This is a genomic window from Mangrovibacterium lignilyticum (genome assembly GCF_010882175.1).
Classification (GTDB): domain Bacteria; phylum Bacteroidota; class Bacteroidia; order Bacteroidales; family Prolixibacteraceae; genus Mangrovibacterium; species Mangrovibacterium lignilyticum.
This window is the reverse complement of the sequence record NZ_WKLH01000002.1, coordinates 855,895-869,332: the sequence shown is the minus strand read 5'-3', so window position 1 is coordinate 869,332 and position 13,438 is coordinate 855,895. Positions and strand designations below refer to the sequence as shown.

The following is a 13,438-nucleotide window of genomic DNA, read 5'->3' as shown; positions in this document are numbered from 1 at the left end:
AAATGAATAATAAGGACTTACATAAAAAGGCTGAAGATATATTAACCGATGATTCGTTGCGGGAAATGCTGGAGCACGATGATTCCAAGAGGCTGAACCGGGGCGATGACGACTTTTTAGTGGCCCGAAATATATTGAGTGCCACTCGTTCCAGAAAAGCAGCGTTAAACTTTTCCGATAAGAAGGTTTTGGAAGAGCGAATTCTTCAAAGTATCAATCGAGAAAAGCGCAGTCGGCGGTTGATTTGGTTCAGTTCCGCGGCAGTTCTTGTTTTTACATTGGGCTTAACGGTGTTTCTGAATGCTCAACGCGGGTCGGGATTAAAGCAATATGCCACCTTGAATGACCAGTCTTACAATTTAGGTTTTACACGACTGCTTTTGCCCAATAACCAGGAAATTAAAATTGAAACGACCGATTCAAAAATTGACTATTCGGCCAATGGTACCGAAATTAACATTGATGAATCGGATGAGCAAGGGCAGGTTTTGTCTCAGGAAGCGACAGCCTACAATACGCTTGTTGTTCCTTATGGTAAAAGAAGTCGCGTGAAATTGCCCGACAATACCGTTGTTTGGCTAAACTCGGGTTCTAAGCTGGCCTACCCGGCAAAATTTGAGCAGAATAAGCGGGAAGTTTATTTGCAGGGTGAGGCGATGTTTGACGTTAGCCATGACGAAAAAAGCCCTTTTTATGTCTTAACATCCGAAATGGACGTGAAAGTATTGGGAACCAGTTTCAATATCAGTGCCTATGACGATGATTCAACGGTAAACACCGTATTAGTTCGTGGATCGGTTGAATTGCGGTATAAAAACAAGTTGTTGGGAATGCCTGCAAGCGAGAAAATGGTTCCCGGAATGCTGGCTGTATTCGACTCGGAAAGAAAGTCTGTTGTGCAAATCAAAGTCGATCCGAAAAATTTCACATCGTGGAAAGACGGCTATTTAGTATTGGAAAACAGTACGCTGGGCGATATTGCCAAAAGATTGTCACGGTATTACAACGTGCAAATTGAGTTTGAGAAACAACAATTGGAAGCAGAAACATTCTCCGGTTACCTTGATTTGGGAAGTTCAGCCATTGAGGTGATGGAAATTATATCAGAAATAACCGGAACAGAAGTGGTGGATGATGGGACTGTAATAAGAATAAAAGAGCAAGAACGATCATGAATTTCGTGTTAATTGGGTTGAGAAGGAAGTGATCTGATCGGTGAACAGAATTGCGTTGAATAGGAACGTGGTGGTTTAAACGAAATACTTCACACCGAGCCGGAAAATCGCAGATGATTATGCCTGGAAAGGGAAGCCAGGGATGACAGACGCGAAACATTATTCCGGAAATGTCTCTTTATACATATGAATAGGAACACTTAATTACCCTGCTGATTGACATCCCGGCAGGAGATGTTGGTTGTTTTGTAACGAGGAATATGAATAAGAAAGTATTTTTTATACTACTGTTTCTTATTGGTGCTTTTTCATTGGTGAAAGCCCAGGATAACAGGTTTACCGCTCAACTCAAGAAGGTAAGCCTGAAGCAGGTTTTTGAGCTTATTCAGCAACAAAGCGAATTCATTGTTTTTTACAATGACAGTCAGGTTGATTTGAATCGCAAAGTAACCGTTTTGGCTGATGATTCTACGGTTGACCAGGTTTTGCAACAAGCTTTGAAAAATACCGGATTGAGTTACAAGAAGTTTGACCGGCAAATTATCATTCTGAAAGACCAGTCAGGCGATTCTTCGGGTAAGCAGAATGGTGTGCTTTCCGACGAATGGAAAACAATAGAAGGAAAAGTTACGGATGAAAACGGCAATTCGTTACTGGGTGTTTCTGTATTTGTACAAGGAAAAAGTTACGGAGTCACCACGGATGTGTATGGTGATTATTCGTTGAAAGTTCCTGTTCAGGAAGATTTCCTGACATTTTCATTTGTAGGGATGAAGTCGAGTCAGGTCAATATAGACGGCAAAGCAAGAATCGATGTCGTGTTGATCCCTGACGATTTTGGAGTCGAAGAAGTGGTTGTTTCTGCTTTAGGGATTCGCCGGGAAGAGAAGTCATTGACTTATGCGACTCAAACAATTGATTTTAACGAGATAAACGGGCGTGAATACAGTTTTGTCGGGACACTTTCAGGTAAGGTCGCCGGCATGGAGATCAATCACAGCGCTGCCGGCGCGGGTGGTTCTTCGAAGGTGCTGTTAAGAGGCAATAAATCGCTCAGTGCTGCCAGTGAACCTTTGTTTGTCATCGATGGTATTCCGATGACTAATAACAAAGGAAATCAGCTTGGTTTATTCGATGGGGCAGATCAGGGAGATGGACTTTCCCAAGTTAATACGGACGACATTGAGAGTATTACCGTTTTGAAAGGAGCGAATGCCGCGGCGCTTTACGGAAGTGAAGGGGCAAACGGGGTCATTCTGATCAACACAAAAAGAGGAAAACCTGGGAAATTGAAAATTGATTTGAATTCATACTTCACGGTTGAATCCATTCAGAATATTCCGGAAATGCAATATGATTACGGAAGTATTGGAAATGCCAAAGAAAGCTGGTCGTACACCAAAGGAAATTATGCCAATAATTATATCAAGGATTTCTTTCAGCATGGTACCAATTGGGTGAATTCGTTGGCATTGAGTGGCGGCGGTGAAAAAACAGTGAGCTACTTTTCAGTTTCCAATACGGCTTCGGAAGGCGTTATTCCTGGCAATAAATACGAAAAGCTCAACCTGGCGTTTAAGCAAACGTCGACCATTTTTAATGACAAAGTAAAAATCGGTTCAAATATCCTGTTGACGAATGAGAAGGTCAGCAATAAGTATGTGGCCGGTTATTATCTGAATCCACTAACCGGATTGTATTTGTTTCCCCGTGAAAAAAATTTTGCGGCCTATGCTGAAAACTACCAGGTTTTCAATGATGAGCGAAATATGTACCTCCAAAATTGGTATGTTCAGGACCATTTTCAGTCGAACCCGAATTGGATTGTGAACAACGAAAAGCGGACGGATGAAATTAAGCGCTTAATTGGTAGTTTGTTTATTGATTATGATTTGCGCGATAATCTTCGGTTACAAATGCGCGGCAGTTACGATTTTGCAAGAAAAGTATATGAAGAGCAGCATAAGGCCGGTTCGAATATAACAAACGTTGATAAAAACGGACGTTGGGTCTATGAGAATGTTACCGATGAATTAATCTACGGCGACGCCATTCTCTTTTTCAATGATCAAATTGGGAAATGGCGTTTTAATGCAGTTTTAGGTACCAGCTATCAAAAGAGCACCTATGGATTGGGCGAGAGCGTAGATACCGGTACGGACGGTCTGATTTATCCTAACGAGTTTTATTTTCAAAATATTGAAAGTAATGTTATGGTTAATTCGGTACTTGCCAGTCGTTTGATCAAAGAAGCGGTGTTTGGGAATGTGCAAATTGGCTATGATGAAAAAGTATTTCTCGATTTATCCGGGCGAAATGACTGGGCATCCAGTCTTTACGGCACAGGCAATGATTCCTATTTTTACCCCTCCGCCGGAATAACAGCTTTGGTGAGTGAATTGGCAGAGATGCCTTCATTTATAGAATTTGGGAAGATTCGTGGTTCATACGCTATGGTTTCCAATGAAGTTCCGTTTAATCGGATTAATCCACAAAACAAAATTACGAAAGTAGGTATTGAATTTAACACCGTAAAACCCCTTGATGATTTAAAACCAGAATCGATTCGAAGTTTTGAAATCGGAACTGACTGGAAATTATTCGATAATCGTGTTGGTTTCGATTTGACTTATTATCGGGTGATTAGTCGCGACCAGTTTATTGAGTTGCCCGCACCTTCGGGAGTTGATTATACGAGTTATTATATTAATGCCGGAAAACTGATGAATTCGGGCAAGGAGTTGAGTTTATATGTCAAGCCGGTCCGGAACTCAACTTTTGAGTGGGTTTCAACTTGGAACTACTCGGACAATAAAAACAAAATTGTCAGTCTGCACCCTGATTTGAAAGATCCGATTGTTCTGTCTGATAATGAAGGTTACCAGTTAATCATTCAGAAAGGCGGTTCGTTTGGAGATATCTATGTGCACAAGTTTCTGAGAGACGATCAGGGACGTATTCTGGTGAATGAATCGGGAACGATTCCCAAAACGGAGAATCAAGAATATGTCGGTCATTCAAGTCCTGGTTGGAGTTTGGGCTGGAACAATCACTTCACGTATAAGAATTTCACCTGTGAGGTTTTGCTGAATGGTAAATTCGGCGGAAAGGTAATCAGCCAGACAGAAGCGATGCTGGATGGTTACGGTGTAAGTAAGGCAACAGGAGAAGCCCGTGATTTAGGTTATGTGAAAATTAACGGAGTTCTATCTGATGGAACACCTGTTGATCAGGTTGATCCTCAACTTTACTACACCTATGTTGGAGGAAGGGACGGTATTAAAGAAGCTTACACTTACGATCGCACAAATATCAGGCTCGCTCAGTTCATGCTGTCTTACGACTTCAAGTTTGAAAATAAATTCATCAACAAGATGCAATTCACCCTCTTTGGGCAAAACCTCTTTTTTCTTTACCGCGATGCTCCTTTCGATCCTGAAATTACACTGAATACCCTCATCGAAGATCAGGCAATTGATAGTTTTAGTGTTCCATCTACGCGTTCTGTCGGTCTGCGTCTTAAGTTTCAATTCTGATTTTGCCGAAAAAGAATATAAAAAGAGTTAAAAATTTTATATTTTTAAGTTGCTGATAGTCAGACTTAAGAATCCTTGTTTTAGACTTGGATTAAAAAAGAAATAAAAAAAGTTAATTTTTCCTGTCTATGTTTTTGCCTTATCGTGCTTATGGTTTGTAAATGCGCAGAAATTTTAATTCTGCAGCAACAGAACAAGCTCGGTAATGAAGAACGAAAAGATTAAAAATAAAGTTGAAGATATCCTTACAGATGATCTCCGGTTGACGGAGGTTCGGGAAGATGTGGCGGGAAGCGTAAGGGGAGAAGATACGAATTACAGTCTTGCTGTTCGGATTTATCGTGCTTTGCTGAACAGCCGGAATTTTTTGATGCCCAAACAAAAACAACTATTGGGCGATCAAATTCAACAATCAATCCAATCGTATAAAAGAAAAATGTTTATCCGTCGCTTTAGTGCCGCTGCGATGTTTTTGCTTTTTATCAGTGTTTCTTATTTGTATCTGTCTGATCGCGAGTCCGGAATCAAATTGTATGCGCAGGATTATGAATTGCCGACAAACGGATCAACCCGCTTATACCTTTCCGGTGAGCAAACGGTTGATATCAATTCGGAGGAATCGGTGATTGACTATTCGGAGAATGGTAATCTCATCGAGATTGACGCTTCCGAAACGGTCAATCAGGCTGTCGATCACAAAGAAATGGTGGTTAACACGGTTGTTGTACCTTACGGAAAGAGAACTAAGATTACCCTCAGCGATCAAACCTCGGTTTGGCTGAATTCCGGTTCAAAATTAGTTTTTCCCGCACGTTTCGAAAATCAGGATCGGGAAGTTTATCTCGAAGGGGAGGCCATGTTCGAAGTTACGCATGATCGGCGCCATCCTTTCCATGTTCTGACAAATGAAGTAGATGTGACGGTTCTGGGTACTGTTTTTAATGTGAGCGCTTACCGCGATGATTCTCTAACGAGTACTGTTTTAGTCGAAGGTTCTGTTGAGTTAAGTTATGAGGGCCATTCGTTAATTGGAAAATCAAAGGAGCTCATGCAGCCCGGTACAATGGCCAGCTATGATGTTTCCGCAAAGAGGATGAAACAACAAGAGGTTGAGACCGAATTATATACTTCATGGCGCAATGGTTACCTGGTTTTCCGTCAACAGCCATTGCCTGACATTCTTAAAAAAGTATCCCGCTATTATAACGTCAACATCAAGCTTGACGATCCCGAATTAGTTCATGAAACCTTCTCAGGGAGTCTTGATCTTCGTAATTCAGCTTTCGAAATTTTAACGATTGTGGCTGAAATAGTCAATGCTCAGGCTCAACAACAAGACGACCAAATAGTAATCACCAGAATTTAAGGAGAAATCAATGACGAACGTGAAAAATTATAAATATCCGGAAAGTGTGTGCGGTAACACCTATGTGTCAGTACGACATAATAAAAGCAAGAACAATTATATATTATCTCTCTATGGATCCAAAATGTATTCATCAAATTAAAACGAACAAACTATGAAGAAGTTATTCTTATTATTTTTTGTACTCGTCCTGATGGGGACTGTGTCAGCAATGGCACAAACCGTTACCGGACGTGTTGTCTCAGAGGGAGACAATGAACCCCTGCCCGGTGTGGCTGTATTGGAAAAGGGTACTGTCCATGGTGCAGCTACCGATTTTGACGGGAACTACACATTCAAACTGGAAAACCCGGATGGTGCTGTTTTAGTGTTTTCATTTATGGGCTATGAAAGCCAGGAAGTAACGGTTGACGGAAGAACGTCAATTGATGTTGTGTTGAAAAGCAACAACATTGCTGTTGACGAAGTTGTTGTTACTGCATTGGGTATCAAGCGTGACAAGAAAACGCTGACTTACTCTTCTCAGGAAGTAAGCGGAGAAGATATGATGAAAGCAAGAGACATCAACTTTATGAGCGGCTTGAGTGGAAAAACAGCTGGCTTGGAAATTCGTAAGAGTACTTCCGGAGCTGGTGGTTCTACGCGTACAGTGTTGCGTGGTAGCAAATCAGTTAACTCGGTAAGTGATCCGTTGTATGTGATTGATGGTATCCCGATGATCAACAATAAAGGCGATCAATCAGGCATGTGGGGAGGTACCGATGGCGGTGACGGTCTTTCTCAGATTAACCCCGATGATATTGAAAGCATTAGTGTACTGAAAGGTGCAACTGCTGCTATTTTGTATGGTAGCCAGGGAGCAAACGGTGTAATCATTATTACCACTAAAAAGGGTAAGGAGGGTAAAACAAGTGTTACTTTCAATACCAGCGCCATGTTTGAAAATGTCATTTCTACACCGGACCTGCAGTACTCTTACGGTAGTGAAGGCGGTGCAGCCGAAAGCTGGTCTAATACAAAAGGAAACTATGCTGACAACTATGTGGATGATTTCTTTGAAACCGGATACAACTTGGTGAACACGCTTTCTGTTACAAGTGGTAACGAAAAAATGTCGACTTATTTTTCGTATGGAAATACAGGCGCAGGTGGTGTAGTCCCAAATAACAGCTATCAAAAGCATAACCTGACATTTAAGCAATCGACTAAATTGCTGGACGATAAGTTGACTCTGACATCAAATATCATGTTAACGTCGGAACGTACCAAAAACCGTAACACTGCAGGTTACTACCTGAACCCGTTAACTGGTTTGTATCTTTTCCCACGTAGTGGTGCAACTTCACTTGCAGCTTCAGATTTAGGTGCACAACCTTTTTCTTATTTCAAGGAAAACTATCAATATTTCGATGATACGCGCAACATGGACCTGCAAAACTGGTTTGTTTCTGACCACTTGCAATCGAACCCTTACTGGTTGCTTAACAAACAACCTAAGTTGGACTTGACCAAACGCGTTATTGCGAGTTTGACAATTGACTATCAAATTACCGATAAGTTGAAGTTCCAGGCTCGCGGAAGCTACGATTATGCAAACAAATCATACGAGCAGAAATTTTATGCCGGTGGTAACCTAACAAATGTCTCTAAAAACGGTCGTTGGAGCTACAAAAAGTACTACGACAAACAAGTTTACACCGATGGAATCTTTACTTATCAAGATGATTTTGGTGATATCAGTTTGAATGCTGTAGCTGGTGCCAGCTACCAGGAAGCTGTTTACGGTGATGGACTTAGCGTTGATAATGGTACTAAAGCGTTGGTTTATCCAAACGAATTTTATTTCCAGAACTTACCGTACAATGTTCCTGTCCAATCAATTTATGGAGGTAAGGTGATCAAAGAAGGTATTTTTGGAAACCTGCAATTCGGTTATAAAGATGCAGTGTTTCTGGATTTATCAGGACGTAATGACTGGTCTTCAACATTGGCCTTAACTGGTAACGAATCTTATTTCTATCCATCTGTTGGTTTGTCCGGTATTTTAACTGAAATGGTAGATATGCCTGATTTCGTTACATTTGCCAAAGTACGGGCTTCAAACTCTACTGTTAACAATGAGGTGCCTTTTGGTTTGATCGAAGTTAATGATAACATTGATCCGGTAACTCCGGCCATCACTAAAAACACTATTGCTCCATTTACCGATGCAAAACCTGAAAAACTGGTAACTTGGGAATTTGGTACCGACTGGCGTTTATTTAATGGTAAAATAGGATTTGACTTCACTTACTATAACATTAAAAGTACAAACCAAGCGCTGTTGGAAACAGCAAGTGCTAGTCAGCAAGCCAACGGTTATACGCAAGCATACTTCAATGCCGGTGAAATCGTAAATAAGGGGGTTGAATTAACGGTAACTGCAACTCCGGTAGAGACGACCAACTTTAAATGGAATACATCGGTGAACTTTTCAAAAAACACCAACGACATTGTCGAGTTGTATCCGGGAGATGATACAAAATATATCGACTTAGGTACTTCCGAAGGTTACTATTCGCGCGTATACGCTGGTGGTTCAATTGGTGATATGTACGGTTATAAATTCAAAAGAAACGATGCTGGGCAGATTATTTTGGATGAGACGTCAGGGGCGCCAACTAAAACAGCAACAATTGAATATATGGGTAACCTTGAACCAGACTTTAGCTTAGGTTGGAACAACAGCTTTGACTACAAACAATTCTCGTTGAACTTTCTGGTAAACGCCAAAATTGGCGGTAAAGCATTCAGCCAGACTGAGTCAATTCTGGATGGTTACGGCGTGAGCCAACGTACGGCAGATGCCCGTGATCAGGGATATGTTGTGATTGATGGTGTACAGGGAACAACTGCTGTAACACAGATCGATCCAGAATTGTATTATACAACAATTGGTGGCCGTAATGGTATCGGCGAAGCTTATGTGTATGACCGGACAAATATTCGTTTGACGCAATTGGCCCTTTCGTACGATTTTGATGTGCAAAAATTAGGTTTACCGTTGCAAGCTGCTTCATTCTCCGTTGTAGGTCAAAACCTGTTCTTCTTGTATAAAAAAGCTCCGTTTGATCCGGAGTTGAGTATGAGTACTGATTTAAACTCTCAATCATTGGATAACTTTAATGTTCCGGCTACGAGAACTTATGGTTTCAATCTTAAAATCACATTCTAATACTGAAGCATCATGAAAAAAATACTATTCATAATTGTAGTCGCACTCTTCGCCAACGCTTGTACGGATGGCTTTGAGGAGGCAAACGTTAATCCTTACGAGATTACCTATGAGTCATCGACTCAGGATTTCAACCACATCGGTTCGTACTATCCGACTTTGTTGAGCAATATTTTTGGTCACCAGATTGAAGAAAACCTGGTTGCAGAATCGTTCTGCGACTATATGGCTACTCCAACTCCCTTTGTAAGCGGTGTGAATAATACAACTTACTACATTCGTTGGAACACTTACTGGAACAGGATTTATAACAACCTCATGTCTCCTGCCAGTCAAGTAATTAAAAAAGCTGAAGAAGGTGGTTACGATGTGTTCGTAGAATGGGCGAAACTGATAGAAATTTTGGGTGTATCCCGCTTGACTACTTATCATGGTCCTGTGATTTATTCAACTTACGGACAGGCAGAAGCCAGCTATGACAGTGAAGCAGATTTGTACAATGCATTCTTTGCCAATTTGGATGAAATTCAGACTGTTTTTGCTGCAAACGAAGATTACGCGGGGATGAAGAACTTCGATGCAAGCTACGGTGGCGATGTTAAACAATGGATGAAGTTGGTAAACTCGATGCGTTTGCGTTTAGCAATTCGTATCTCCAATGTTGCCCCGGAATTGGCAAAAGCCGAAGGTGAAAAAGCGATTGCAGATGCAGCTGGTTTGATTACTTCGAATGATGATAACTTCTATATTTCGTTGTACGGTTCTGACCTTTACCTGTCAATCATTTGCTTCCAATGGGACGATACAAGAATGTCAGCAGGTATGGAATCATTTCTGGTTGGTTTAAAAGACCCGCGTATCGCTTCATATTTCCAACCGGCAACCGACGAAGCGTTGTTCGTTGATCACCCTGAATATCCATACAAGGGTATTCGCAATGGTGCGTCGTTGGTTGCTAAAAGTGATCACACAACCTGTTCTAAAATTGCTGAAAGTTTCGAAACGATCGAGTCAAGACCATATATGTCGGCTGCTGAAGTTAACTTCGACCTGGCTGAAGCTGCCTTGCGCGGTTGGACCGGTGCTGGCGATGCAGGATCAAACTATGAAGCCGGGGTGCGTGCTTCATTCTCCGAATGGGGAGCCAGCGGTGTTGATAGCTATTTGGCCGATGCAACAAGTACTCCGATCGATTATAATGATGCTGCCTATGAAGGAGCTGTTAATGACTTCGTATCTCGTTCAACCGTGACAGTGGCATGGGATGAAGCGGCAACGAATGAAGAGAAACTGGAAAAGATTATTACACAAAAATGGATTGCTGGGTTCACAAACCCGAACGAACCTTGGGCTGACTTCCGTAGAACCGGATATCCGAAGTTGGCACATGTTTACAAGAACGACAGTAGTTCAGACTGGGGTGTAATTCCAGCTGACGAATGGATTAAAAGGATGCCGTTTGTTGATGCAGAACGTACAAGTAATGCTTCTGGCGTTGCTGCTGCCGTAGCAACAATGAAAGGTGGCGATTTAATTAGTACGCGTTTATGGTGGGACACTGGTAGTGGTTCCAACTTCTAGTAATATAACTGATTTTTAAAAGGCTCCCGTTCGGGAGCCTTTTTTTGTTCTCCGCAACGGTTATAGGCAACACCCACGTCCATTATAAAAAACAAAAAGCCCGGCATTATGCCGGGCTTTCGTGTTGTATGTCGGATGGATTAATAATCCATTTCCAAATCGGTATTTTCAACTTCATTCCAGGGTAACCCGTGGACGTTCAGTTCGGCCATAAACGGATCCGGATTGAACTCTTCGACATTGAATACACCCGGTTTTTTCCACAAGCCTTTCAGGTACATCATCGCACCAATCATGGCCGGAACTCCGGTTGTGTAACTTACACCCTGTGTCCCTGTTTCCTTGTAGGCAACTTCGTGGCTGCAGTTGTTGTACACATAGTACGTCTTTTCCTTGCCGTCTTTCAACCCTTTAATCCGACAACCAATAGAGGTCCAGCCAGTGTAGTTTTCTCCCAAGTCGCCTGGGTTTGGCAGTACAGCTTTCAGAAACTGGATTGGCACAATTTCTTTGCCTTCGTACATGATTGGCTCAATACCGGCCATGCCAATATTTTGAATCACACGGAGGTGAGTCAGGTATTCCTGGCCGAAAGTCATCCAGAAACGGGCTTGTTTAATCGTTGGGAAGTTTTTCACCAGCGACTCCAGTTCCTCGTGGTAAATCAGGTACGATTCTTTCGGGCCAATTTCCGGATAGTTAACCGGTTTATGAATTTCGTGCGGCTCGGTTTCAATCCATTTACCGTCTTTCCAGTATTTTCCTTTTTGAGTGACCTCGCGGATGTTGATTTCCGGGTTGAAGTTGGTCGCGAATGCTTTACCATGATCGCCGGCGTTACAATCAACAATATCGAGGTAGTTGATTTCGTCGAAATGATGTTTGGCCGCATAAGCTGTATACACACTTGTTACCCCCGGGTCGAATCCGCAACCCAAAATAGCTGTAATGCCAGCTTCTTTGAAGCGATTTTGATAAGCCCACTGCCATTTATATTCATACTTGGCCTCATCCTTGGGTTCGTAATTTGCTGTATCCAGGTAACTGGTTTCCGTTTCCAAACAGGCGTCCATAATCGGCAGATCCTGGTAGGGAAGGGCAACGTTTACCACTAAATCCGGTTTAAAGGTGCGGATCAGCTCGACCAGTTGAGGCACGTTCTCTGCATCAACCTGAGCAGTTTGAATACGGTTACCACCAATTTTGTTTGCAATCTCGTCACATTTTGATTTGGTACGACTTGCCAACATAATTTCGGAAAAAACTTCCGGAAGTGCAGCCATTTTATAAGCAACTACTGTACCTACGCCACCTGCACCGATGATTAATACTTTTCCCATTTAATAGTTTAAATAAAAGGTTTTAAAAAGTGTGTAAACTTTGTTTTCTCTAAAAGCCGAGTTTAACACGTCCTTGCAAATTACATTACAACATCGACCTTTACAAGCGCCAAAGGAAATAAATTTTTGATGTCTGCAAAATAGCTACCCAAATTATTTAAGAAAAAATACACTCGGCTAAAGGAGGTAAAGAAACAGGTGGGGTAGAACGCTGTGATCTGAATTCGCAATGGCCGCTATTGCTTCATTCAGAGCAAGTTGATTTTTCCTTTTTCTGCTCTGTAAATGTGTATAAACACGTATCCCAATCATTCCAAAAACTTTTTACTTTGTCTGTCGGTTTTAATACTGAGTGTTGAATGGCGAAAAAGAAATATTTTCGAATGAAAATACGTAATTTTGAGCCGCATTTTATTCAAAAAGATAGCATCATGAGCGAGGAATTAGCAAAACAACTCAATACGGAATTTAAAGAAAGTGAAACACTAGATACATTGAAGGCATTGGCTGAACGCTTTGCCGGAAAGGTAGTTTTCACGACCAGTTTTGGGATTGAGGATCAAGTGATCACGGACCTTATTTTCAAAAACAACATCGATATTAAAGTGGTTACGCTGGACACCGGGCGTTTGTTCGAAGAAACGTATAAAGTGTACGCGCGAACTATTGAGAAATATAACAAGCAAATCATTCCATTTTATCCACAGCACGAGCCACTGGAGCAATTTGTCGCTGAAAACGGGCCAAACAGCTTTTACGTGTCAGTTGACAACCGGAAGATGTGTTGCCATATTCGTAAAGTTGAACCGCTTGGAAGAGCATTGAAAGGCATGGAATGTTGGATTACCGGCTTACGGGCTTCTCAATCACAAAACCGCGAAGGGCTGGAATTCTTTAACTGGGATGGTGGTTTCAAGCTCACGAAATACAACCCGCTTTTACATTGGGAATTGGAAGATTGTAAAAAATATGTGCTCGACAACCACGTTCCCTACAACGTATTACACGATCGTGGATTTGTGAGCATCGGTTGTGCACCCTGTACGCGTGCGATCCAACCGGGTGAAGATTTCCGCGCAGGACGTTGGTGGTGGGAGAGCAACTCGAAAAAAGAGTGCGGTTTGCACCAGCACTAAGAGTTTCGAGTTGGAAGTTTCTTCCAGTTTAAAGTTGAAATCGCAGCTACTTAAATAATTTCTTGGGTAGCTGCGATTTTTTTTTAGATT

General features: G+C 41.8%; 7 protein-coding genes. 6 read left to right on the top strand and 1 reads right to left on the bottom strand.

The features are described 5' to 3' along the window. The first annotated feature begins 2 nt into the window (after nucleotides 1-2). The 5 genes from GJV22_RS10715 to GJV22_RS10695 all read left to right on the top strand — a co-directional run bounded on the left by GJV22_RS10715 (nucleotide 3) and on the right by GJV22_RS10695 (nucleotide 10,872). Entirely contained in the window at nucleotides 3-1,175 is a 1,173-nt protein-coding gene (locus tag GJV22_RS10715) for a FecR family protein (RefSeq protein ID WP_163712827.1), read from the top strand. 260 nt (nucleotides 1,176-1,435) lie between these two features. Beyond that, complete coding sequence (locus GJV22_RS10710) at nucleotides 1,436-4,711, top strand: SusC/RagA family TonB-linked outer membrane protein (protein ID WP_163712824.1); 3,276 nt, start codon at nucleotides 1,436-1,438, stop codon at nucleotides 4,709-4,711. Between the two features lie 205 nt (nucleotides 4,712-4,916). After that, entirely contained in the window at nucleotides 4,917-6,077 is a 1,161-nt protein-coding gene (locus tag GJV22_RS10705; protein WP_163712821.1) for a FecR family protein, read from the top strand. Between the two features lie 154 nt (nucleotides 6,078-6,231). Continuing rightward, entirely contained in the window at nucleotides 6,232-9,291 is a 3,060-nt protein-coding gene (locus tag GJV22_RS10700; RefSeq protein ID WP_163712818.1) for a SusC/RagA family TonB-linked outer membrane protein, read from the top strand. Between the two features lie 12 nt (nucleotides 9,292-9,303). Further along, complete coding sequence (locus tag GJV22_RS10695) at nucleotides 9,304-10,872, top strand: SusD/RagB family nutrient-binding outer membrane lipoprotein (RefSeq protein ID WP_163712815.1); 1,569 nt, start codon at nucleotides 9,304-9,306, stop codon at nucleotides 10,870-10,872. Between the two features lie 140 nt (nucleotides 10,873-11,012). Here GJV22_RS10695 and GJV22_RS10690 read toward each other — a convergent pair whose 3' ends face one another. Further along, on the bottom strand, nucleotides 11,013-12,212 hold the full coding sequence (locus GJV22_RS10690) for a saccharopine dehydrogenase family protein (RefSeq protein ID WP_163712812.1): 1,200 nt from the start codon (nucleotides 12,210-12,212) through the stop codon (nucleotides 11,013-11,015). Between the two features lie 431 nt (nucleotides 12,213-12,643). On the opposite strand from GJV22_RS10690, the gene GJV22_RS10685 reads away from it, so the two are divergent. Next, nucleotides 12,644-13,348 (top strand): phosphoadenylyl-sulfate reductase, encoded by a 705-nt coding sequence (locus tag GJV22_RS10685; protein WP_163712809.1) that lies wholly within the window; start codon nucleotides 12,644-12,646, stop codon nucleotides 13,346-13,348. The last annotated feature ends 90 nt before the right edge of the window (nucleotides 13,349-13,438 follow it).

Bases quoted from the DNA above. Each gene is read 5' to 3' on its own strand.
- GJV22_RS10715 (WP_163712827.1), top strand. From the start codon at position 3: ATGAATAATAAGGACTTACATAAAAAGGCTGAAGATATATTAACCGAT.
- GJV22_RS10710 (WP_163712824.1), top strand. From the start codon at position 1,436: ATGAATAAGAAAGTATTTTTTATACTACTGTTTCTTATTGGTGCTTTT.
- GJV22_RS10705 (WP_163712821.1), top strand. From the start codon at position 4,917: ATGAAGAACGAAAAGATTAAAAATAAAGTTGAAGATATCCTTACAGAT.
- GJV22_RS10700 (WP_163712818.1), top strand. From the start codon at position 6,232: ATGAAGAAGTTATTCTTATTATTTTTTGTACTCGTCCTGATGGGGACT.
- GJV22_RS10695 (WP_163712815.1), top strand. From the start codon at position 9,304: ATGAAAAAAATACTATTCATAATTGTAGTCGCACTCTTCGCCAACGCT.
- GJV22_RS10690 (WP_163712812.1), bottom strand. From the start codon at position 12,212: ATGGGAAAAGTATTAATCATCGGTGCAGGTGGCGTAGGTACAGTAGTT.
- GJV22_RS10685 (WP_163712809.1), top strand. From the start codon at position 12,644: ATGAGCGAGGAATTAGCAAAACAACTCAATACGGAATTTAAAGAAAGT.